This is a genomic window from Phascolarctobacterium succinatutens (assembly GCF_958453765.1).
GTDB lineage: Bacteria > Bacillota > Negativicutes > Acidaminococcales > Acidaminococcaceae > Phascolarctobacterium_A > Phascolarctobacterium_A succinatutens_B.
On the sequence record NZ_CAUDZA010000034.1, the window covers coordinates 1 to 21934 of the forward strand.

Below are 21934 nucleotides of genomic sequence, written 5' to 3' on the forward strand. Positions count from 1 at the left end.
ATTTTAATCAATCCTGCTTATTAATCAACGTATTTTTTGAATACGATAGAAGCATTGTGACCGCCAAAGCCCAGGTTGTCGCTCAGTGCAACATTAACAACTCTCTTACGAGCTTCGTTCGGTACATAATCCAGATCCAGCGGACCTTCCGGATCATCCAGATCCTTATCCTTGTAGTTGATGGTCGGCGGAATGATATCGTTTTCGATAGTCATAACGGTAGCAATAGCTTCTACACCGCCGGCAGCGCCCAGCAGATGGCCAATCATGGATTTGTTGGAGCTGATGCACAGTTCGTAAGCATGCTCGCCAAATACCTTCTTGAAGGCAATGGTTTCGCCCAGGTCATTACGATGGGTGGAAGTACCATGAGCATTGATGTAGTCAACCTCTTCCGGTTTTACGCCAGCGTCAGCAACTGCTGCAGCGATGCAGGCAGCCGGAGTTTCGCCGGTCGGGTCCGGAGCGGTGATATGATATGCGTCGCAGTTCATAGCAAAGCCTGCCAGCTCAGCATAGATGTGTGCGCCACGAGCTTTAGCATGCTCCAGCTCTTCAAGAACCAGAACGCCTGCGCCTTCACCCATTACAAAGCCATCACGCTTTTTATCAAACGGGCAAGATGCTGCTTCAGGGTTTTCGTTATTGGTGGACAGAGCCTTCATGTTAGCAAAGCCAGCAATAGCAATCGGGGAAACCGCAGCTTCGGTGCCGCCTGCCAGCATTACGTCAGCATCACCGTATTGAATGGTGCGCAGAGCGTCGCCGATGCAGTTGGTGCCGGTAGCACATGCAGTTACGATAGCGGTGTTAGGACCTTTCAGACCGGTTGCAATAGCAATCTGGCCTGCAGACATGTTCGGGATTTCCATCGGAATGAAGAACGGGCTGATTTTGGACGGGCCTTTGGAACCCAACTTCAGGGATTGCTCCAGGAAGGTGTGGATGCCACCGATACCGCTGCCAACGCAAACGCCGCAACGCAGAGGATTTTCCTTGCTCATATCCAGCTTAGCATCTTCGATAGCCAGCTTAGCAGCAGCAACTGCAAAGTGGGTTACACGGTCCATACGCTTGCCTTCTTTTTTATCAATGAAAGCAGTGTAATCAAAATCCTTAACCTCACCGGCAATCTTTACTGTGAAATCAGTAGTATCAAACTGAGTGATAGGGCCGATACCAGATTTACCGGCAACCAGGTTATTCCAGAAGGTATCCTTGCCGATACCGATAGGAGTTACAGGGCCAACGCCAGTTACTACAACTCTTCTTTTACTCAAAATAGTTCACCTCGTAATCAAATTTTTGAAATTTCATCCTTTATGCGCCTGAAGATTTCTTTTACAGGCAGAATTTCCTTGATTTTCCACATATTGGCACCGGTGAAAACAAGACCGGTTTCTACGTCACCCTGCTGTGCACGTGTCAGCGCTCTGATAATACAGAAGCTGTGGGTGCAGTGCTTTAAGCACAAATCGCAGGTGGTGGGTTTAGGAGCTTTATTTTCTAAAGATAACTGTGCAAACGGATTGCGGATAGCGCGTCCCTTATAGCCTACAGGGCTGTCAATCTGCACAACATCTTCTTTAGTCATTTTAAGATAGAATTCTTTCAAAGCAGGTGCGCCGTTGGATTCCTCACTGGCAGCGAATCTGCTGCCCATCTGCACACCGCTTGCGCCCAGCTTCAGAAGCTCGGCAACATCACTGCCGCAGACAGCGCCGCCGGCAGCAATAACAGGTATATTAACGGATTTAACAATCTCCGGAAGTATCTCTTTAATCGATTGCTGAGTTCCCAAGTGACCGCCTGCTTCGGTGCCTTCGACAACGATAGCAGAGGCTCCCAGCTTCTCAGAAATCTTAGCCAGTTTTACAGAAGAAACAATTGGTACTACTTCGACACCATATTTACGTCCGACGGCAAAAATATCTCTTGAAAAACCGGCGCCGGCTACGATTAAATCTATTTTCTCTTGTGCAGCGGTAGTAATCAGACCTAAAAACTCTCTTGCCGCAAACATTGCATTAATACCGATAATGCCTTTGCCGCCTGTAAGTTTTCTTGCCAGACGTATTTCTGTACGCAGTTCGTCAAAGCTCATGCCGGACGCTGCGATAAGTCCTATACCGCCTTCTTTAGCTACAGCAGCTGCCAAACGGGCTGTAGACAGCCTGATAGCCATGCCTCCTTGTATAATCGGTACTTCAGCAACAAGCTTACCGATTTTCAGCACTGGTAGTTTCAACAAATATCCCCCATTTCAGGACTAGAGTAGAGTAGCTTGTGCCAGGGAACCCTCAAGGGGTTCCCTAAACATAAGCAGGTAAAGCATTATTTTTCTTCATCCAGCAGTTTAACAGCGTCAGCTACAGTGCGGATTTTTTCAGCTTTTTCATCAGGGATTTCAACACCGAATTCCTCTTCGAAAGCCATGATCAGCTCAACGATATCGAGGGAGTCAGCGCCGAGATCATCGATGAAAGCGGATTCCATCTTTACTTCGTCAGCGTCAACGCTCAGTTGTTCAACAGTGATGTCTCTTACTTTTTCGAAAGTGCTCATTACGATTCACCTCCTTCCAATAGGTAAAGTTGCAGGTCTCCCAAATGGGCCCCCTATTACATTACCATACCACCGTCAACATGTAAAGTCTGTCCGGTAATATAATTGGCGTCATCGCTCACAAGGAAGACAACAGCCTTGGCAATATCAGTAGTTTCACCCAATTTGTGTAAGGGTATAGAAGTCAGCATACCTTCAACAACCTTGTCGGAAAGTACACTTGTCATATCCGTTTTAATAAAGCCGGGAGCAACAGCGTTCACGTTAATGCCGCGAGCAGCAACTTCCTTAGCAACGGATTTAGTAAAGCCGATTACGCCAGCCTTAGCAGCAGCGTAGTTAGCCTGGCCAGCATTGCCCATCAGACCAACAACAGAGCTGATGCTGACAATTTTGCCGGCCTTTTGTTTCATCATGTATTTGACAGCGGCCTTGGTGCAGTTGAACACACCCTTCAGGTTAGTGGTCAGAACTGCGTCCCAATCCTCTTCTTTCATACGCATCAGCAGACCATCACGGGTAATGCCTGCGTTGTTTACGAGGATATCAATGCGGCCGAATTCTTTAACAACTTCATCTACCATAGCAGTAGCAGCTTCGTTGGAGGAAATGTCTGCCTGCACTACGAAAGCCTTACGGCCCATAGCTTCGATTTCTGCAGCAACCTCTTTAGCAGCAGCTTCACTGCCTGCGTAGTTTACAACAACGTCAGCACCTTCTGCAGCGAGAGCCAGTGCGATTGCACGGCCGATACCGCGGGAAGCGCCGGTTACGAGAGCTTTTTTACCTTCTAACTTCATTGCAAGTTCTCCTTATCCTTCAATTCATCATCTGTCATTTGGTCTTCACAAATACATACTGCATGTACGTTTAGGGGAATTGCGAAGCTGACAGTTTAGCCTGGTGAATTATTTATTCAGCTCAGCTAAGGTTTTTTCCAGGCTGGCAGCGTCTTCAACGTTGAGAGCCATCATGCCTTTGGCAATCTTCTTGGTGAAGCCGGTCAGAACCTTGCCCGGGCCAACCTCAACAAAAATGTCTACGCCGCCTGCAACCATATTGCGTACGCTGGTTTCCCAGAGAACAGGCATAGCAGCTTGTTTAACGAGCAGTTTTTTGATTTCTTCGCCGCTGGTAACTTCCTGAGCGGTTACGTTAGCAACAACAGGAACGGTAATATCTTTGATTTCAATCGGAGCCAGAACCTCAGCCAGGCGGGCTGCAGCGGGCTGCATCAGAGTGCTGTGGAAAGGAGCGCTTACTGGCAACAGCACAGCGCGTTTTGCACCTGCAGCCTTCAGAGCTTCGATAGCTTTATTTACAGGATTAACAGCACCAGCAATAACAACCTGACCGGGGCAGTTGAAGTTTACTGCTTGCACTGCTTCGCCGGATTCAGCTTCTACGCTGCGGCAGATTTCTACGATTTTGTCGCTGTCCAAACCGAGGATAGCAGCCATGCTGCCTTCGCCTACGGGAACAGCCTCTTGCATGAACTGGCCGCGTTTGTTAACAATGCGTACAGCGTCAGCAAATTTCAGAGCACCGGTGTTTACCAGTGCACTGTATTCGCCCAGGCTGTGACCTGCAGCGATATCGCAGCTTACGCCATGCTCCTTCAGAACTGCTGCACAAGCTGTGCTGGCGGTCAGAATAGCAGGTTGGGTGTTAGCGGTCAGCTTCAGGTCTTCAGCAGGACCTTCGAAGCACATTTTGCTGATGGAATAGCCAAGAGCGTCATCAGCCTCTTCAAAAATATGTTTTACAACAGGATATTCATCATAAAAAGCTTTGCACATGCCAACGGTCTGAGAACCTTGGCCGGGGAATACGAATGCGATTTTACTCATCGTGTAAATTACCTCTCTTTCGATAATAATTAACTTTCGATAATAATCAAATACTACCAAGACAAACGAGAAGGGTTTAGATACGAGTAATGGCGACGACGGTGTACTACTGCTACTCCTAGGAGCCATTACAAAGTAGATGGGCCCTTATCGTTTGGATTATTTACTCCATTTGAGGACAATAGCTGCCCAGGTCAGACCTGCGCCAAAGCCGTCAAGAATAATATTATCGCCTTTTTTCAGTGCGCCGGCCTTTTGAGCCTCGCACAGAGCGATAGGAATAGATGCGGCAGAGGTATTAGCGTATTTGTCTACGTTTACCCAAACCTTATCCATCGGCATCTTCAGACGCTTAGCAGCGGAGGTGATGATGCGGTAGTTAGCCTGATGCGGGAACAGCATATCCAGCTCTTCCGGCTTCATATTCGCCTTAGCAAGAGCACGCTTTGCAGTCTTGCCCATAATCTGGATAGCGAATTTGAAAACCTCCTGACCGTTCATATGAATGGTGTGGTCTTTGGCAGCAACGGTTTCTTCGCTTGCCGGATTACGGCTGCCGCCTGCCGGTTGCAGCAGGAACTTGCCGCCGTTGCCGTCGGCACCCATGTCAATGCCCAGTACACCGTAGCCTTCTTCAACCTCGCCAACTACAGCAGCACCGGCGCCATCACCGAAGAGAACGCAGGTGTTACGATCTGTCCAGTTCATAATACGGCTCAGAGTTTCCGCACCGATAATCAGAATCTTGTTATACAGACCGCTCTTAACCATCTGGCTTGCTACAGCAAGGCTGTAAACAAAGCCGCTGCAGCCTGCAGCCAGGTCAAAGGCAGCTGCGTTTTTAGCACCCAGACGAGCCTGTACCAGGCAAGCGGTAGACGGGAAAATATAGTCGGAGGAAGCAGTGCCTACAATAACGAGATCTAGCTCTTCCGGAGCAACGCCGGCGTCCTTCAGTGCTTCTACAGCAGCATTGTACGCCAGATCGGAGGTTGCTTCTTCCGGAGCAGCGATGTGACGCTGCTTGATGCCGGTGCGCTCAGTAATCCATTCGTCACTGGTCTCAACAATTTTCTCCATGTCTGTATTAGTGATAATCTTCTCAGGAACATAATGTCCTAAACCTAAAATACCAACAGCTCTTGTCATTTATCTAATTCCTCATTTCTTTTGATTCCGCAATCTTATCTTTGATGATACTTACAACATCCTGCTCGGCAAAGTCCATAGCTACATGAATAGCATTGGTAATTGCCTTGGCCTTGGAGCTGCCGTGGCAGATAATAAAAGGCGCGCGGATGCCTAACAGCAAAGCTCCGCCGTATTCGGCAGGGTCAAGACGTTTCTTCAGGCCTTTCAGTGCAGGCTTGATTAACAGTCCGCCCAGCTTTGCCAGAATGCCGCCGTTCATAATCGCTTCCTTGATCAGCGTCATAATAGCCTTCGCCAGACCTTCACCGAACTTCAGCACAACATTGCCGACGAAACCGTCGCAGACAACTACATCTACCGTGCCTTTGTTGATGTCACGTCCTTCAACATTGCCGATAAAGTTTATTGTCCGAGTATCCTTTAAAAGCGGGTAGGTTGCCAGTGCTTGTTCGTTACCCTTAGTTTCTTCTTCACCGATGTTCAAAAGTCCTACCTTCGGCTGAGAAATTTTTAAAATTTTTTCTGCGTACACCGTACCCATGATAGCACTCTGTACCATATGCTCAGGTTTTGCGTCTACCTTGGCGCCGCTGTCAAGCACTACAGTAGTGCCCTTCAGGCTGGGAATCGGCGTTGCAATAGCAGGTCGTTCCACGCCCCTGATGCGGCCTACGCAAAAAAGCGCTGAGGCAACGGCAGCACCGGTGCTGCCGGAGGAAACAAGGGCATCACATTCCTTGTTTCTCAGCAATCCTGCCGCAACTACGATAGAAGCGTCCTTTTTGGACTTAACCGCAATCGCAGGATGCTCGTCCATCGCAATTACCTCGCTGGCATGATGAATAGTAATCTTCGGATTTTTATCCGCACCGTATTTTACCAGCAGCTCACGGATTATTTTTTCATCGCCAACCAAAACAGTTTCGCAGCCATACTTTTTAACAGCGTTGACTGCACCTAAAACAAGCTCTTTGGGACCATAATCGGTACCCATAACATCTACGGCGATTTTCATGCTTCCTGCTCCCCCTCATGCTTAGTTCTGTTATCCAAAGAAACAATAATGAACTTAGCGCGAAAAACCTCTTCGTTATTGTTTTTCACGGAAACAAAAATATAATATTTATCCATGCGGCGGTGCGTAACCACTGCACGGGCTACAAGCACAGCTCCTGCATTGACAGGCAGCTTATACTTGACATTACCTACAGCAGTCAGTGCATATTCCGCATCTACAACGGCCAGAGCCAAAGTGTTGGCCATGGCAAACATATAATAACCGCGTGCGATTCCGGTACGTTCAAGCACCATATCCGGTGTAATCTTCAGCGTTGAGATGCCGATTTTATTCAGCTCCAGATCCAGCAGCTCGCCCACGATATCTTTTTTATCAATGGCACGCAGCTTGGTCTGAGCTTCCTCTGCCATAGTACGAGTTCTGGCACGCAGCTCAGGAATTCCCAGAGCAACACGGTCCAGACGAATTGTCTGTACGCTGACATCCAGCATTTTTGCCAGTTGCTCATCAGTGCTGAAGGGATTATCCCTAAGCAGCTTCTTCAAGCTTCTGTGACGTATTAATTTTTTAGAAGAAGTCATTACCTCACCTGCTTTTTAGTACCAGCTCATAATATCTGTTTTTATTATAAGAGCATCGCAGGTTTTTGGCAAGGGCTTTTTAGCAAAAAATTTGTGATATCCCTTACATTTCACCAATTTCTTTAATTACATAATTAACTATCCGTGAAATCGGAGATCTTACCGTACCATGTAAAAAGCCTCCGGAAAAAATTCCGAAGGCCTTATAAACAGCTTAAAATTATTCAGCTTTAGCAATGACTTGTTTGCCATTGTAGTAACCGCATTCAGGGCAAACGCGATGCGGCATTTTCATTTCATGACATTGCGGGCATTCAACCATGCCAGGAACGCTCAGTTTCCAATTAGCACGACGTCTGTCACGACGGGCTTTGGACATTTTTCTCTTAGGTACTGCCATTTCTCAATACACCTCCTCAGTGCTATGAAGTGAATTTAATTTTTGATGAATTGCTTTAATGCCGCCAGCCTCGGATCTACAGTGGACCTGTCGCATCCGCAGTCACCATCATTAAGATCAGCGCCACAAACGGGACAAAGTCCCCGGCAGTCTGGCTTACACAGAGCCTGCATGGGCTCTGCAAGCAGCAGCCCTTCACGAAGCGGTTCCGTTATGTCAATAACGTCCGAATCGTAGACAAAAGCATCATTTTCAATATGTTCAGCACTTGCCGGATAAAACTTCTCGACAACTTCTGCCCTGGCTACACCTGTAAAATCCTTCAGGCAACGGCCGCAGGTACGTTGTACCTTGGCAGTCATTACAGCCTGCAGCAATAATACATCGCCAGCATTGCTCATAGTGCCTTCCAAATTTACTGTACCGTCAATAACAAGCTCTTCAGGTGTTATTTCCAGTTCAGCAGGCGAAAGCTCATAAGCAAGAGTCTTTTCACCGACTAGTCTTTTCTTGATTTCTGCGACATTTATTTTAATCATATTTCACCAATCGTTACAATTATAGCGGTATTACCGCTCTTTGTCAAGTAAAAATGCTTTGTACGGATAAAAACTGTTATCAGTTACTATAACCTCATGCAAATGCCTACAGCTTAATGATTCTGCGGCATATGTTATATGTATCGCGGGCAATAACCAGTTCCTCGTTTGTCGGGATAACAAAAATTTTTACACGCGCACGGCGTACGCTGATTTCGCGCTCTTTGCCGCGTACCTGGTTGAGGTCCGGATCAATGCGCGTACCGAGATATTCCAGGCCGTTGCAGATTTTATCACGCATAAAGGGAGAGTTCTCGCCCAGGCCTGCGGTAAAGACAATAGCATCTACACCACCCATTGCCGCTACATAACCGCCGATATATTTTTTTACCTTGTAGGCAAAAACATCGATTGCCAGCTGACTGCGGTCATCGCCGCGGTTAGCAGCGCTTTCCAGATCGCGGAAATCGCTGGACAGACCGCTGATACCGAGAATACCGCTGCGGCGGTTCAGGTAATCATCAATCTGCTGCGCATTCATATTTTCCTTTTCCATCAGGAACGGAATAATTGCCGGGTCAATCTCGCCGCTGCGTGTGCCCATAATCAGGCCCTCAAGCGGTGTATAGCCCATGCTCGTATCAATAGATTTGCCGTATTTGATTGCCGCGATGCTGGCACCGTTGCCCAAATGGCAGCTGATGATACGCAAATCATTCATATGCTCCTGCATCAGCTCCGCAGCACGCAGAGCCACATATTTATGTGAAGTGCCGTGGAAGCCGTAACGGCGTACACCATATTTTACATACATTTCATAGGGCAGGCCGTAAAGGTATGCAACCTTCGGCATCGTCTGATGAAAGGCCGTATCAAAAACAGCCACCTGCGGTGTACCGCGCATAATTTCCATGCAGGCATTAATGCCGTACAGGTTAGGCGGATTATGCAGAGGTGCAATCTCACAGCAGGCCTCGATACCGCGCAGCACGTCACTGGTAATCAGTACGCTGTCGGTAAAGCGCTCGCCGCCATGCACAACACGGTGACCTACGGCATCAATCTCGGACATATCCTTGATAACGCCGTATTCCTTGCTGGTCAGCGCCTTAATAGCCAGACGGATACCAACCTTATGGTCGGGAATTTCCTCTTTTAAATCAATTGTATATTTGCCTGCCGGCGTATGCTTCAGTGTGGAACCTTCCATACCGATGCGTTCAATCAGGCCTTTGGCCATGACACGCTCGCCTTCCATGTTTATCAGCTGATATTTGATGGAGGAGCTGCCACAATTTACTACGAAAACAATCACAATAAGCCTCCCGGTCAACGCCAAAATTAAATCGAGTCTTAAATACCAATACACTATTAGTATACACTATTTGCGGCCAATTGAACAGAAATATTTTCTCAATTCCCAGCCTATGTTATAATATTCACAGAGATAAAATCATGCGAGGTAAAAAATATGCAGGCAACAGGCATCATTGCCGAATATAATCCCTTTCACAACGGTCATCTATATCATATACAGGAAACTAAGCGCCTGACGCAGCAACCGGTCATTGTCGTCATGAGCGGAAGCTTTATGCAGCGCGGCGAGCCTGCCGTTTTAAGCAAATGGCAGCGCGCCTCCTGCGCGGTACAGGGCGGTGCCGATTTGGTGCTGGAGCTCCCCTGCGTCTTTACACTGCGCAGTGCCGAATTCTTTGCCAAAGGCGCTGTGCAGCTTTTAGCAGCCACAGGCTGCGTCAATACCCTTGCCTGCGGCACGGAGCATCCGCAAAGCGATTTCGAGGCAGCAGCAAGCCTTGCCTGCAGCGCTGAAGCGCAAGCAAGACTGCGTGAGCTGCTGCAAAACGGTTTAAGCTATGCGCAGGCCTGGGAAAAAATTTTAGGCGCGAATACAGCCTTCCGCACTCCTAATGACATTTTGGCCTTGGAATACACCAAGGCACTGCTGCAAACTTCCGCAGACATTCAACCGCTTTATCTGCAGCGCACGGACGAGGGCTATAACTCTACCTCTATCGGCAACAGTATAGCCAGCGCCAGCGCCATCCGCCGGGCAATGGCGGACGGTAACGAAAGCTGGCAGCAGGCTGTACCAGATTATACGCACGCAGCTCTTGCTGCCGGAGGTTATAATGCACAGCTTTTGTGGCAGCTGCTGAAATATCGCCTGCGTCTGCTCACGCCGCAGCAGCTGGCGGAGCGCTGCGAAGCCAGCGAAGGTATCGAAAACCTGCTCAGCAAAGCTGCTGACTGCACAAGCCTGCAGTCAGCGCTCGCTGCCTGCAGCAGCAAGCGCTACACTGCCAGCCGTATTCGCCGTCTGCTGCTGCAAATACTTTTAGACCTCCCGAAAGCAGTCTGGCAGAAGCAAGCCCCGGCCTATCTGCGCGTGCTGGCCTTCAACAACATCGGCCGTCAGCTGCTGCACCGGATGAAAACAAGCGCTCAATTGCCAATCATCAATAAGCTTGGCAAAAACGCCCTGTGCAACGACAGCGTCGCCTATCGGACGCAACTGTCAGCAGAAGTAACCGCTACCGACCTGTGGTCCCTGCTGCAGAAAGATGCAGCACTCAACCGCAGCGGCAATGACTTTTATCAGTCCCCTGTCTATGTCAGCAGCAAAAGATAATATCAGTCTATATTGCCGAAATCTTCTTTAAGGCAACAAAAAAAGCTGTAACGCAGGCGCATTTGCATGACGCTTATCGTTACAGCTTTTATAGTGCTCTTGTTCTTTATTCTTCCTCGGGAGTTTCCTGTTCCGGAGCATCCTCAGCAACTGCCGGAAGCTTAAGATTCTGCATCTCATTTTCTACGTTTAATTTATTTTCTTCCAGGCCTTTCAAAGCACTGGACAGATTACCGCTCAGATAAGCCAGCATATCCTCTGCATATTGCAGGGAATCCTGTTTTACCTGCAAAGCATAATCATCGGCAGCAGTCTTGGTTTCCTCCTGATAGCGCAGCGCATTGGCTTTGATATCTTCTGCCGCAGCATTGGCCTGCTTAACAATCTCCTCCTGCTGTACCTTGGCATCAGCCTCAGCCTGAGCAACGCTGACAATACGCTCAGCCTCATCCTTGGCCTGCTGCACTATACGGTCAGCATCGGCATAAGCCTTGTTGACAATATTCTTCTGCTCCTCCAGTACCTGGTTGGCACTTTTGATTTCGCGCGGAATTGCTTCCTTAAGGTCGTCGATAATATTCAGCAGATCATTTTCATCAACCATAATCTTATCTACCAGAGGAACACGTCTTGCCTCGGATATCAAATTAAGAAATTGTTCAAAAAGTCCATCAAGTGCTACGTTAGTTTTGTTGCGTTCAATCATGATATCAACCCCTCTAAAATCTATTCAAACTTTTTGTAAACATGCTTGCGTACGCGTTCTTCAATACATTCAGGCACCAAATCCTTCAGCTGACCGCCAAAGGTTGCCAGCTCGCGCACACCGGAGGAGCTGACGAAGGAATATTTGGCATTGGTCATAATAAAAACCGTTTCCAGATCATTGTCGATTTTTTTCAAAAGCAACGCCCTTTGGAATTCATACTCGAAATCGGTAAAAGCGCGCAAGCCTCTGACGATAAAAGGCGCCTCTTCCTTTTTGCAGAATTCATTCAGCAAGCCGGAAAAGCAGGTTACTCTTACATTAGGAATATGCTTGGTTGCCTCCCTAAGCATTTCTACACGCTCTTCCATGGAAAACATAGCCTTATCCTTACCGGGATTATGAAAAACACTGATAATCAGCTCATCAAACATCGCACTTGCTCTTTCAAAAATATCAATATGACCCTTGGTAACAGGATCAAAGCTTCCTGGACAAACTGCTCTGCGCATAGCCAGACCTCCTAATCTATCCTTAATCAAAAAATGACCAAAGAAATTCCTCTAATATATTCTGTATTTTATTCGACATAAAAGCTGAGAATCCTTTTTATTCTCCAAAATACTATATATTATAACATATTATAACAAATAAAATCCACTATTGTTTCACCGTAACGGCTGCTGCGTACCAGCTCACAGCCTGCAGGCAGCTCCGGCAGTTCATTGTGCGCGCTGCGTTCCACAACCAGATAGCCTCCCGGACGCAAAAACGACTTTTTGCCCAGAAGCGCAATTATCTGCTCAATCCAGCCCTTATTGTACGGCGGGTCGCAAAAAGCAAAGTCAAACAGCTCCCCTGCTGCCGCCAGCCTTTCAGCAACTGCCGGAGCACTTCCCTGCAGCACCCTGCAGTCAGACTCCGCACGGCATTTGGCAATATTGCTGCGCACCAGACGCAGCGATTCCTTGCTCGCATCAATAAACGTGACAGCCGCAGCACCACGGCTCCAGCTTTCCAAGCCAAGATTTCCTGTACCCGCGAAAAGGTCCAGAACCTCGGCACCGATAATCTTACTGCCTATAATATTAAAAACAGATTCCTTAACCCTGTCCGCAGTCGGCCGTACATCGTAGGTTTTAGGTACAGTCAGCTGCAGGCCGCGGGCCTTGCCGGTAATTATTCTCATATACTGCTCCTCTGTGTTATAATTGGGTTGAGATGGCATTTCGCCCCCTTTCGCCTCACTTCGTTCGGCACCTTCCCCGTAGGGGAAGGCAAGCAGTCAGCTTTCGTAATCACTTTCTCGCCTGCCCCATCGGGGAAGGTGTCAGCGAATGTAATGAGCTGACGGAAGGGGGAAATTAATCTTAAACATTCTCTACATTTTCTTTCAAAGGACACCCTTATGCGCAATTCAAGCAAAATAATCTTCATAATTTGCTCCATAATGCTGATTTCAGGCATCTGCCTGCGCCTTGCGCTGCCTTCAAGCACTCCGCTCAGACTGAAGCAGCAACCGCCAACGCAAAGCATTTTACTGCTGCCGCTGGACAGCCGCCCCGTCTGCAGCACTATGGTGCAAAAACTGGGCACGCTGGCAGGCCTAAATGTAATTTTACCGCCAAAAGCCTGTCTTGACAACTACCGGACGCCGTCTGACAGACAAAAACTTTTACAATGGCTGCAGACAAACCAGCCCAAATACGATTACAGCATCATTTCTGCCGATAATCTGCTGCACGGCGGCCTGCTGGCCGCCCGCATGAACACCGCCACCCCGACAGAGGAGGATGCGCTGCTAAAGCAGCTGCAGCAGTTTGCGCCGGCAAAGCAGCAGGCAATCTTCTCCGTCATTCCGCGTCTGCTCGTCAGTGACCAGCTTTTACCGGACCGTTGGTATCAATATCAGCTGATGCGCTATTCTCAGCTTGCCGATATAGTGCGCATCACCGGCAGCTTCGCCCTCACGCAGGAACTGCGCTGCACAGAAGCTAAAATTCCTGCCAAGGTTTTGGATAAATACCGCAGCCGTTATCAGCAAAGCGACCGCTTTAACCTGGGCCTGCTTAAGCTTGCCACAGACGACAGACGGATAACCTTCGGTCAGGACGATGCTTCACCCATCGGACTGCCACACGCCAGTGCCGTAAAACTGCAAAGCAGCATCGCTGCCCAAAAGCTGCAGCAGCAGGCGCAGCTCACCTACGGCGCAGATGAAATCGCCTCCCTGCTGCTCGTACGCTACTATCTGCAGCAAAGCGGCTGGCAGCCTAAAGTTTACCTGCATTATGCTTCTCCCAAAGCAGAAAGTGCAGATATGCCCTATATGGCTGTCTGCGTCGGTGCAGCGCTGCGCAACCAGCTTAAGCTCATGGGAGCTTCAGAAGCAAGCACTCCAGATAGTGCAGACCTCATCTGCTATGTTAACTGCGGTAACGACGATTTCCGTCCGTCTGCCAAGCAGGTACAGGAGCTGCAGCAAATGCTGAACCAAGGCTATATGGTTGCACTCATCGACAGCAGCGCCAACTTTGAAGCAGAAGAGCTGATGCTGCCGCAGCTTTTGGCAAACAATGTGCAAATCAACAAGCTCGCTGCCTACGCCGCCTGGAACACCTTCAGCAATTCGTCAGGCACTGCTTTAGCACAGGGACTGCTTTTCTGCGGCCGTCTGCGTCAGCTGCAGACAGCAAATGCGGACGCTGAGCGGCTGGCAGCACTCTACGCTGCCAACCTGAACTTTACGGCAGAGCGTATACTCGAAGATTATTATTACCAAAAGCTGGTGCATCCCCAACTGCGACAAACACTGGAAGCCTTTGGTATAAATCCCGTAGAGCTGGACAGCGAAGATAAAACGGCAACAGAGCAATATATTCAGGGAAAGCTCAGCCTGCAGGCACATAAGCTGCTGCACGATAATTTGGGACGCACACCCTTTTATCAGCAAAACGGCCAAAGCTATTATCTGCGCGACCTCAGCGTCGGTGCCAAGCTCCCTTGGGCAAGAATTTTCGAAGTAGAACTGCAGGTGTGGACAGATACAGGCGTAAAAACAGAATAAAATACAGTACAAGCGCATTTTCTCTCTATACGCTTAAATAAAACAAGCCTCTGATATAACTTCGTATAATAGTATATCGGAGGCTTGTTTAAATGTTCAAGACCAATCTCACAAGATTTACAATGCTAAAGTCCCAAATACCCTGAGAATTAAAAAACGAAGACTGCACTTTTAACAGAACAGCCTTCGCTCTTTTATCTCAGCAGAAGCCGAAAATATTATTTTTTAGCCTTAGAATCAACTACATCCTTCAGGATTGCTTCAAATGCTTCGAAGCTCATAGCGCCCATATCGCCTTCGGTACGGTTACGCGGAGAAACGGTATTGTTTTCCATATCGCGATCGCCGACAACCAGCATGTACGGAATTTTTTCCAGCTGACCTTCACGGATCTTCTTGCCGATTTTTTCATTGCGTGCATCAACAGTTGCACGATAGCCGTTAGCCTCCAGCTTATGAGCCAGCTCATAGCAGTAGTCAACAGCACGGTCGGTTACCGGCAGGAAACGAACCTGCTCCGGAGCCATCCAGGTCGGCAGTGCGCCTGCATAGGTTTCGATGAGGTATGCCAGAGTACGCTCGTAGCAGCCCAGGGAAGTACGGTGAATGATATACGGCAGCTTCTTCTCGCCGTTCTCATCAACATAGTACATACCGAATTTCTCTGCCAGCAGCATATCAATCTGAATAGTAACGATGGTATCTTCTTTGCCGAATACGTTGTGGAACTGGATATCCAGCTTCGGACCGTAGAAAGCAGCCTCGTCAAAGCCAACCTCATATTTAACACCGAGGTCATCAAGGATTTTCTTCATAGCAGCCTGTGCATGATCCCATTGCTCAGCGGTTCCTTCATATTTGTTGTTCGGGTTTGCAGGATTCCATTGGCTGAAGCGGAAGGTGCATTTATCCAGCATGCCTACAGTTTCCAGGCAGTATTTAGCCAGATCCAGGCAGCCCTTAAATTCTTCTTCCAATTGGTCAGGACGAAGAATCAGATGGCCTTCGGAAATAGTGAACTGACGCACACGAATCAGACCGTGCATTTCGCCGCTGTCCTCGTTACGGAACAGAGTAGAGGTTTCGCCCAAGCGCATCGGCAGCTCACGATAGGAACGCTGACGGTTCAGGAAAACCTGATATTGGAACGGACAGGTCATAGGACGCAGAGCGAAGCATTCTTTAGTTTCGTCATGCGGGTCGCCCAAGATGAACATGCCGTCAAGATAATGATCCCAGTGACCGGAAATGCGGTACAGGTCGCGTTTTGCCATCAGCGGAGTTTTGGTCAACAGATAGCCGCGTTTTTGTTCCACATCCTCAACCCAACGTTGCAGCAGTTGGATTACACGTGCACCTTTCGGCAGCAGGATAGGCAGACCTTGGCCGATATAATCAACAGTAGTGAAGTATTCCAGATCACGGCCCAGTTTGTTATGGTCACGCTTCAAAGCCTCTGCCTGCTGTTCCAGATATGCGTCCAGCTCTTCCTTCTTCGGGAAAGCAATACCATAGATACGTTGCAACATCTTGCGGTTAGAATCGCCACGCCAGTAAGCGCCGGTAGCGGAGGTCAGTTTAATAGCGTTGCCTTTAATACGGCCGGTAGAATCAAGATGCGGGCCTGCACACAGATCAGTGAAGTCACCTTGTTTGTAGAAGCTGATAACCGCATCTTCAGGCAGGTCGTTAATCAGTTCAACTTTATAAGGTTCTTCTTTTTCTTCCATGAATTTTACAGCCTCTGCACGCGGCAGCTCAAAGCGCTCTAATTTCAGCTTTTCTTTGCAGATTTTACGCATTTCGCCTTCCAGTGCAGCAAGATCCTCCGGAGTGAACGGAGCCGGAGTATCGAAATCATAATAGAAGCCGTTGTCAATGCTAGGGCCGATGGCCAGCTTAACATCAGGATGAAGTCTCTTCATAGCCTGCGCCAGCACATGGGAGCAGGTATGCCAATAGGTTTGGCGGTATTCCTTGTTTTCAAAGCTAAATTTGTTTTCCTCAGACATTTTTGTTTCCTCCTAACATGATGTATCGTAAACAGTGCAGTCCGGGCAAAAAAATAAACCCCGGTCCCACACCAAAGGGACGGAGTTATCCGCGGTTCCACCCTCATTGACATATGTAGTGACATATGCCCACTCGGTACCGTTAACGCCGGTAATACGGACTGGCATACTTGCTTGCGCGTTCCGCAGTCAGTTTGAAGGCGGTGCGCCCTTCGTTTCCTTCCTGCTGCTCTCAGCCACGGCAGCATTTTCTGTAGAACCCTCCACGACGGCAATTCCTTCGCATTACTGTTACTATTTTCATTTACCAGTTTATTATAGCACACCGGCAATGCTTGTCAAGCTTCCACTGGAAAAAACTTTTATTTCATAGTATAATAAGAAAATAAATTCTTCTACTTGTAAACATGCCAAATAACGAGTCCTTTGTGCATGTATATTAACCTTTATAAAACGTATATATTCAGAACTGTTAATAATCAAGGAGGCGTACGCATGGCAAAATTCACATTTCGGCACCATAAGCTGGCAGCAGCCATCTGCACAGCTGCTTTACTGATGCCGGTTTCCGTCCAGGCCAAACGCCTGACTATTCTTTATGTACCCTTAGATAACAGACCTGTCTGCTCTGCCTATGTGCAGCAGACAATGGAGGCTGCAAACTGTAAAATTATTCTGCCACCTGAAAAATATATTGCCACTAACGAAAAAAACGGTAATCCCGAAGCTATCTGGGACTGGCTGGAGCACAAGGCTCCCAAAGCCGATGCCGCAGTTATCAGCACAGACAGCCTTGTTTACGGCGGCCTTGTCGGCTCGCGCACACACAACGTAAGCCAGGAGGAGCTGCAAAAGCGCGTTAATCATCTTTACAAGCTGAAAACTACCCTGCCGATAAAGCTATATGCTTTTTCAACGATTATGCGCACCCCACGCGCCAGTAAAGGGCGCGTAGAGCCGCCCTACTACAGCACCATAGGCCCAAGTATCTTTGCCTACAGCCAGCTGCTTGACAAACAGGACCAAGGTAAGCTGTCGCCTGCAGAAAAGCTGACGATGCAGGCACTGGAGCGCAACATGAAAAAAGCTGAGCTGGGGGACTGGCTGGAGCGACGCGAAAAAAATCTGCTTGTCAACCAGGAGCTTACACGCATGGCCCGCAACGGTAAATTTCATTATTTTGCTATCGGCAAGGATGATAACGCTACTCTTTCCGCTACGCACATGGAAGGACGCAAAATCAGCCTCAGTACCTTTGATATGAGCAGAGACTGCTTTCAGATTTTGGACGGAGTTGATCAGCTCGGCCTGCTTTTAATCGCCCGTGCCTACAACGAGGCCAACGGCACTAAACCTTCCGTTTATCCCCTGTACAGCGTAGGAGCCGGTGCCTCCACCCTGCCCCAGTACAGCGACGCACGGCTGCAGGACAGCGTACCGCAGCAGATTATCGCCGCCGGCGCAGTACAGGCAGCATCCGCAGATAACGCCGATCTTATTTTAGCACTCAATACGCCGCAGGACGGCATCGTCAAGGATTCTACCGCTGATGATAACCAGCCCTTCGCATCTGCCGGCAATAAAAACTTTGTCGGTACCCTGGGACAGCTGCTCCGTTCCGGACGCAACGTTTCTCTGGCTGACATAAGCTATTCCAACGGTGCGGACAACGGCTTTATGAGCCTGTTGGCAAACAGCATCAACCTGCAGCCGTTAGCAGCCTACAACGGTTGGAATACAGCTGACAACGCCGTAGGCTATGCCATCGCCCAAGGACTTATCGCTCACGATATGAGCAGCGAAGCACGCAGCAGACTGCTGCGCCAACGCCTTATCGACGATTGGTTTTATCAGAGCAATGCCCGCCGCAATATTTCCAACGAGCTGGAAAAGCATAACCGCGAAGATTTGAAATACGATCTTGCTACAGAAGAAAAAACCATCCTGCAGCAGATTACCGCCGACTGCCAGAACATGGCAAACAGCTATTCTATAACAAGAGGTACCAGATTTACCCTATCCTTTCCCTGGAAGCGTTTATTCGAGGTAGACGTAGAAATCAGGAAATAAAAGACCAAAGCGCAGAGAAGTTCAGTCAAATGCTGAAAGCTCTGCGCTTTTATTATTTCATTGGTTATATCTGCCAGTCTATGAGAAAAAATTGGGCAACAAAAATCCCCGTCACTTTTGCGACGGGGATTGATTTGCATTTGTGACGAAGCATATGGTGCTTTATTCGTCAGACTGGTATTATTTGCCGGGGAAGAACGGCCATACCATCGGGATAACAACCAGGGATACTACGAAAGCTACCAGAACCAGACCGGTACCAGCTTTTACATAGTCCATGAATTTGTATCCGCCAGGGCCAAGTACCAGGGTGTTCGGAGGAGTACCTACCGGAGTTGCGAATGCGCAGGATGCTGCAACAGCGATAGCCATCAGAACTGCCTTCGGGTCGGCGCCTAATTGTTTGGAGATTGCAATACCGATCGGGCACAGCAGAGCTGCGGATGCAGTGTTGGACATGAACTGAGTCAGGCCGCAGGACAGGATGAACAGAACTGCGGTTACAACCAACGGAGAAGGAGAGCCGCCCATCAGGCTAACGGTCCATTCAGCGATGAGTTTGCCAGCGCCAGTTTTATCCATAGCGGTGGATACAGGCATCATACCTGCGAACAGGAAGATGGTTACCCAGTCGATAGAAGCATAAGCTTGTTTTTCAGTCAAGCAACCGGTCAGTACGCAAACCAGAGCGCCGATGATAGCAGCCATCTCAAGGGTTACGCCTTTGATACCCAGTGCCATTACGATAACAACTGCCAGCAGGATAATACCGGAGATGACCATTTTCTTGGAATCGGTGCTGTTAGCTTCGATTTCCTGTTCGATCTCCTGATCAGCATCAAGCTCAACCTTCGGGAGCAGATGTTTGCCGATGAACATCATGTACAGCATACCGGCAATAGATACAGGAATACCGATCCATGCAAATTCGAAGAAGCCGAATGCAGGGAGACCGGCAGCGGTCATTGCACCAGTTGCAATGATGTTAGGAGGTGTACCAACCATGGTGATGATACCGCCCCAACCGCAGGCAAATGCCAAAGGCATTAACTGACGGGAAGCAGGAATCTTAGCTGCAGAGCAGATACCTAATGCTACAGGCAACAGGCAAGCTGCAGTACCGGTGTTGGAAAGCACGGAAGAAAGTACGGTGCCAACAACCATCAGGCCAAACATCAGGCTGTTTTCACCGGTGCCGCACAGATGAACTACTTTGTTACCGATAGCCTGAGCTAAACCGGTGTAGAACATTGCTGCACCAACAACGAACATGCCGGCGAACAGTACAACGGTGGAGTTAGACAAGCCGCTAAATACTTGTTTAGCAGGAATCAGGCCTAACAGGCCGCACGCAATAGCGCCAGCGGTTGCAGTAATTGCCAAAGGAATGAGTTCGGTTACGAAGAATAACGCAACTACTGCCAAGAGGATTAAACACTTAATTGCAGGGGACATTTTAAGTTCCTCCTTTGTAAAAAAATTTTATATACAATGTCATCTGGACATTATATAACTTTAATTATAGCTTTGTGAAAGTACATGTCAAAGCAATCTTTTTTACTTTATTAAGTATTGTTATTTGCTTTGTTGAATTTATAATAACAGCATTTTTTCTGCGCTTCTGTTGCGCAAGCAACACATTTTTTAGCACCAGCTCTTCATATTCCATATATGACCACGCTATCATAAATCCATAGGCGTTATTTTTTTCTTTTAAAATTAACTGCATATATTTCAAAACCCCTTTTATCAACTGTATTTTGCCTAACTCTCTCATTTTTATTAAAGCAAAAATGCCATGCAATAACGCACAGCATTTTTACCACTTTCTTTAGTTTTTTAAGTAAAGTAAGTACTAATTTGTCAAAATATTACATTTAACTCACTTGCCCGGGAAGAACGGCCATACGATAGGAATTACAATCAGGGATACGATGAAGCATACGATAACCAGACCGGTACCTGCTTTAACATAGTCCATGAATTTGTAGCCGCCAGGGCCAAGAACCAGAGTATTCGGAGGAGTACCTACCGGAGTTGCGAATGCGCAGGATGCTGCAACAGCGATTGCCATGATAACAGCCTTCGGGTCAGCGTTGAGCTGCTTAGCAATTGCTACACCAATCGGGCACAGCAGAGCTGCGGACGCGGTGTTGGACATGAACTGAGTAAGGATGCAGGAGAGTGCAAACAGTACAGCAGTTACAACCATCGGAGAAGGATCGCCGCCCATCAGACCAACAGTCCATTCAGCAATAAGCTTGCCGGCGCCGGTTTTATCCATAGCGGTGGATACAGGCATCATACCTGCGAACAGGAAGATGGTTACCCAGTCAATGGAAGCATAAGCCTGTTTTTCGGTTAAGCAGCCGGTCAGTACGCAAATCAGCGCGCCAATAATAGCAGCCATTTCCAGAGTTACGCCTTTGATATCGAGAGCCATTACCAGAACAACGGCAATCAGGATAGCACCGGAGATAATCTGTTTTTTGCTGTCAGTGCTGGTAGCTTCGATTTCCTGCTCAATATCCTGGTCAGCATCAAGCTCAACCTTCGGCAGCAGGTGTTTACCGATAAACATCATGTACAGCATGCCGGCAATGGATACGGGGATACCGATCCAGGCAAATTCGAAGAAGCCAAAGCTCGGCAGGCCGGCAGCAGTCAGAGCGCCGGTTGCAATGATGTTAGGCGGTGTGCCTACCATGGTGATGATACCGCCCCAACCGCAGGCAAATGCCAAAGGCATTAACTGACGGGAAGCAGGAATCTTTGCTGCGGAGCAGATGCCTAATGCTACAGGCAGCAAGCAGGCCGCAGTACCGGTGTTGGAGAGCACGGAAGACAGTGCAGTGCCGACAATCATCAGACCAAACATCAGGCTGTTTTCACCGGTTCCGCACAGGTGTACAACTTTGTTACCGATGGACTGTGCCAAACCGGTGTAAAACATCGCTGCACCTACGACAAACATGCCGGCAAACAATACTACGGTAGAATTGGATAAGCCGCTAAAAACTTGCTTAGCAGGCAATAACCCCAACAGACCGCAGGCGATAGCACCGGCAGTAGCAGTGATTGCTAATGGAATAAGTTCGGTAATGAAAAATAATGCAACCACAGCCAACAGAATCAAACACTTAATAGCAGGGGACATAACAGTTTCCTCCTTTTATAAGTTTTTACGTAATGTATAAACATAACTTGTCACAGTTTATTTCTACATTCCCGTTGTCTTAATATTATCCTAAAAACATCAACCTATGTGTGACTTAAGCAACATTTTTAACTGTTTTTCAGAATATTTTAAATGATTTTATTTAC

21 protein-coding genes are annotated in these 21934 nt (G+C 48.2%); 3 read left to right on the forward strand and 18 right to left on the reverse strand.

Annotated features, from left to right (window positions below; translation table 11 throughout):
* Positions 1–20: 20 nt before the first annotated feature.
* The 11 genes from fabF to Q7Q81_RS10295 form a co-directional block, all read right to left on the reverse strand.
* The gene (fabF, locus tag Q7Q81_RS10245) at positions 21–1280 is read right to left on the reverse strand and encodes a beta-ketoacyl-ACP synthase II (RefSeq protein ID WP_303711962.1); all 1260 of its coding nucleotides are present in this window, start codon (positions 1278–1280) and stop codon (positions 21–23) included.
* A 17-nt stretch (positions 1281–1297) separates the two neighbouring features.
* Entirely contained in the window at positions 1298–2248 is a 951-nt protein-coding gene (locus Q7Q81_RS10250) for an NAD(P)H-dependent flavin oxidoreductase (protein WP_040565456.1), read from the reverse strand.
* Positions 2249–2334: 86 nt separating this feature from the next.
* Entirely contained in the window at positions 2335–2565 is a 231-nt protein-coding gene (locus Q7Q81_RS10255; RefSeq protein ID WP_021720057.1) for an acyl carrier protein, read from the reverse strand.
* Between the two features lie 56 nt (positions 2566–2621).
* Entirely contained in the window at positions 2622–3365 is a 744-nt protein-coding gene (fabG, locus tag Q7Q81_RS10260) for a 3-oxoacyl-[acyl-carrier-protein] reductase (protein WP_021720058.1), read from the reverse strand.
* A gap of 108 nt (positions 3366–3473) precedes the next feature.
* Positions 3474–4415 (reverse strand): ACP S-malonyltransferase, encoded by a 942-nt coding sequence (gene fabD / locus Q7Q81_RS10265; protein WP_304275883.1) that lies wholly within the window; start codon positions 4413–4415, stop codon positions 3474–3476.
* A 159-nt stretch (positions 4416–4574) separates the two neighbouring features.
* On the reverse strand, positions 4575–5564 hold the full coding sequence (locus Q7Q81_RS10270; protein WP_249747838.1) for a beta-ketoacyl-ACP synthase III: 990 nt from the start codon (positions 5562–5564) through the stop codon (positions 4575–4577).
* Positions 5565–5568: 4 nt separating this feature from the next.
* Positions 5569–6582 carry a phosphate acyltransferase PlsX gene (gene plsX / locus Q7Q81_RS10275; RefSeq protein ID WP_304275886.1) on the reverse strand — a complete coding sequence of 338 codons (1014 nt, stop codon included), beginning with the start codon at positions 6580–6582 and terminating at the stop codon, positions 5569–5571.
* Positions 6579–7166 (reverse strand): transcription factor FapR, encoded by a 588-nt coding sequence (gene fapR / locus Q7Q81_RS10280; protein ID WP_210684007.1) that lies wholly within the window; start codon positions 7164–7166, stop codon positions 6579–6581. Before fapR ends, plsX begins: the two co-directional genes overlap by 4 nt.
* 220 nt (positions 7167–7386) lie before the next feature.
* The gene (gene rpmF, locus Q7Q81_RS10285; RefSeq protein WP_021720064.1) at positions 7387–7566 is read right to left on the reverse strand and encodes a 50S ribosomal protein L32; all 180 of its coding nucleotides are present in this window, start codon (positions 7564–7566) and stop codon (positions 7387–7389) included.
* A gap of 35 nt (positions 7567–7601) precedes the next feature.
* Entirely contained in the window at positions 7602–8105 is a 504-nt protein-coding gene (locus tag Q7Q81_RS10290; protein ID WP_293692625.1) for a YceD family protein, read from the reverse strand.
* Between the two features lie 106 nt (positions 8106–8211).
* Positions 8212–9420, reverse strand: coding sequence for an acetate/propionate family kinase (locus Q7Q81_RS10295; protein ID WP_293390401.1), 1209 nt, complete (start codon positions 9418–9420; stop codon positions 8212–8214).
* A 156-nt stretch (positions 9421–9576) separates the two neighbouring features.
* Between Q7Q81_RS10295 and Q7Q81_RS10300 the strand changes: the two genes are divergently transcribed.
* On the forward strand, positions 9577–10755 hold the full coding sequence (locus Q7Q81_RS10300) for a nucleotidyltransferase (RefSeq protein ID WP_304275889.1): 1179 nt from the start codon (positions 9577–9579) through the stop codon (positions 10753–10755).
* A 106-nt stretch (positions 10756–10861) separates the two neighbouring features.
* Here Q7Q81_RS10300 and Q7Q81_RS10305 read toward each other — a convergent pair whose 3' ends face one another.
* The 3 genes from Q7Q81_RS10305 to rsmD form a co-directional block, all read right to left on the reverse strand.
* Positions 10862–11461, reverse strand: coding sequence for a hypothetical protein (locus Q7Q81_RS10305; protein ID WP_304223938.1), 600 nt, complete (start codon positions 11459–11461; stop codon positions 10862–10864).
* 20 nt (positions 11462–11481) lie between these two features.
* The gene (coaD, locus tag Q7Q81_RS10310; RefSeq protein ID WP_276632818.1) at positions 11482–11973 is read right to left on the reverse strand and encodes a pantetheine-phosphate adenylyltransferase; all 492 of its coding nucleotides are present in this window, start codon (positions 11971–11973) and stop codon (positions 11482–11484) included.
* Positions 11974–12092: 119 nt separating this feature from the next.
* Positions 12093–12650, reverse strand: coding sequence for a 16S rRNA (guanine(966)-N(2))-methyltransferase RsmD (gene rsmD / locus Q7Q81_RS10315; RefSeq protein WP_304275891.1), 558 nt, complete (start codon positions 12648–12650; stop codon positions 12093–12095).
* A gap of 261 nt (positions 12651–12911) precedes the next feature.
* On the opposite strand from rsmD, the gene Q7Q81_RS10320 reads away from it, so the two are divergent.
* Complete coding sequence (locus tag Q7Q81_RS10320) at positions 12912–14528, forward strand: DUF4127 family protein (protein WP_304275893.1); 1617 nt, start codon at positions 12912–12914, stop codon at positions 14526–14528.
* 218 nt (positions 14529–14746) lie between these two features.
* Here the strand turns inward: Q7Q81_RS10320 and thrS are convergent, their stop codons facing one another.
* On the reverse strand, positions 14747–16540 hold the full coding sequence (gene thrS / locus Q7Q81_RS10325) for a threonine--tRNA ligase (protein ID WP_299822463.1): 1794 nt from the start codon (positions 16538–16540) through the stop codon (positions 14747–14749).
* 495 nt (positions 16541–17035) lie between these two features.
* On the opposite strand from thrS, the gene Q7Q81_RS10330 reads away from it, so the two are divergent.
* Positions 17036–18610, forward strand: a complete 1575-nt coding sequence (locus Q7Q81_RS10330) for a DUF4127 family protein (protein WP_304275896.1) — start codon at positions 17036–17038, stop codon at positions 18608–18610.
* 180 nt (positions 18611–18790) lie between these two features.
* Here Q7Q81_RS10330 and Q7Q81_RS10335 read toward each other — a convergent pair whose 3' ends face one another.
* The 3 genes from Q7Q81_RS10335 to Q7Q81_RS10345 all read right to left on the reverse strand — a co-directional run bounded on the left by Q7Q81_RS10335 (position 18791) and on the right by Q7Q81_RS10345 (position 21767).
* Positions 18791–20065: an SLC13 family permease gene (locus Q7Q81_RS10335; RefSeq protein ID WP_249747835.1), complete on the reverse strand. Its 1275-nt coding sequence runs from the start codon at positions 20063–20065 to the stop codon at positions 18791–18793.
* 64 nt (positions 20066–20129) lie between these two features.
* Positions 20130–20339: a hypothetical protein gene (locus Q7Q81_RS10340; RefSeq protein ID WP_304275901.1), complete on the reverse strand. Its 210-nt coding sequence runs from the start codon at positions 20337–20339 to the stop codon at positions 20130–20132.
* Positions 20340–20492: 153 nt separating this feature from the next.
* Entirely contained in the window at positions 20493–21767 is a 1275-nt protein-coding gene (locus tag Q7Q81_RS10345) for an SLC13 family permease (RefSeq protein WP_210683997.1), read from the reverse strand.
* Positions 21768–21934 lie beyond the last annotated feature (167 nt).

Excerpts from the sequence above, each read along its gene's own strand:
- Q7Q81_RS10320 (WP_304275893.1), top strand. The coding sequence starts at position 12,912 with ATGCTGATTTCAGGCATCTGCCTGCGCCTTGCGCTGCCTTCAAGCACT.
- Q7Q81_RS10330 (WP_304275896.1), top strand. The coding sequence starts at position 17,036 with ATGGCAAAATTCACATTTCGGCACCATAAGCTGGCAGCAGCCATCTGC.
- coaD (WP_276632818.1), bottom strand. The coding sequence starts at position 11,973 with ATGCGCAGAGCAGTTTGTCCAGGAAGCTTTGATCCTGTTACCAAGGGT.
- rpmF (WP_021720064.1), bottom strand. The coding sequence starts at position 7,566 with ATGGCAGTACCTAAGAGAAAAATGTCCAAAGCCCGTCGTGACAGACGT.
- Q7Q81_RS10340 (WP_304275901.1), bottom strand. The coding sequence starts at position 20,339 with ATGCAGTTAATTTTAAAAGAAAAAAATAACGCCTATGGATTTATGATA.
- Q7Q81_RS10345 (WP_210683997.1), bottom strand. The coding sequence starts at position 21,767 with ATGTCCCCTGCTATTAAGTGTTTGATTCTGTTGGCTGTGGTTGCATTA.
- thrS (WP_299822463.1), bottom strand. The coding sequence starts at position 16,540 with ATGTCTGAGGAAAACAAATTTAGCTTTGAAAACAAGGAATACCGCCAA.
- plsX (WP_304275886.1), bottom strand. The coding sequence starts at position 6,582 with ATGAAAATCGCCGTAGATGTTATGGGTACCGATTATGGTCCCAAAGAG.
- fabG (WP_021720058.1), bottom strand. The coding sequence starts at position 3,365 with ATGAAGTTAGAAGGTAAAAAAGCTCTCGTAACCGGCGCTTCCCGCGGT.
- fapR (WP_210684007.1), bottom strand. The coding sequence starts at position 7,166 with ATGACTTCTTCTAAAAAATTAATACGTCACAGAAGCTTGAAGAAGCTG.
- Q7Q81_RS10255 (WP_021720057.1), bottom strand. The coding sequence starts at position 2,565 with ATGAGCACTTTCGAAAAAGTAAGAGACATCACTGTTGAACAACTGAGC.
- rsmD (WP_304275891.1), bottom strand. The coding sequence starts at position 12,650 with ATGAGAATAATTACCGGCAAGGCCCGCGGCCTGCAGCTGACTGTACCT.
- Q7Q81_RS10305 (WP_304223938.1), bottom strand. The coding sequence starts at position 11,461 with ATGATTGAACGCAACAAAACTAACGTAGCACTTGATGGACTTTTTGAA.
- fabD (WP_304275883.1), bottom strand. The coding sequence starts at position 4,415 with ATGAGTAAAATCGCATTCGTATTCCCCGGCCAAGGTTCTCAGACCGTT.
- Q7Q81_RS10290 (WP_293692625.1), bottom strand. The coding sequence starts at position 8,105 with ATGATTAAAATAAATGTCGCAGAAATCAAGAAAAGACTAGTCGGTGAA.
- Q7Q81_RS10270 (WP_249747838.1), bottom strand. The coding sequence starts at position 5,564 with ATGACAAGAGCTGTTGGTATTTTAGGTTTAGGACATTATGTTCCTGAG.
- Q7Q81_RS10300 (WP_304275889.1), top strand. The coding sequence starts at position 9,577 with ATGCAGGCAACAGGCATCATTGCCGAATATAATCCCTTTCACAACGGT.
- Q7Q81_RS10335 (WP_249747835.1), bottom strand. The coding sequence starts at position 20,065 with ATGTCCCCTGCAATTAAGTGTTTAATCCTCTTGGCAGTAGTTGCGTTA.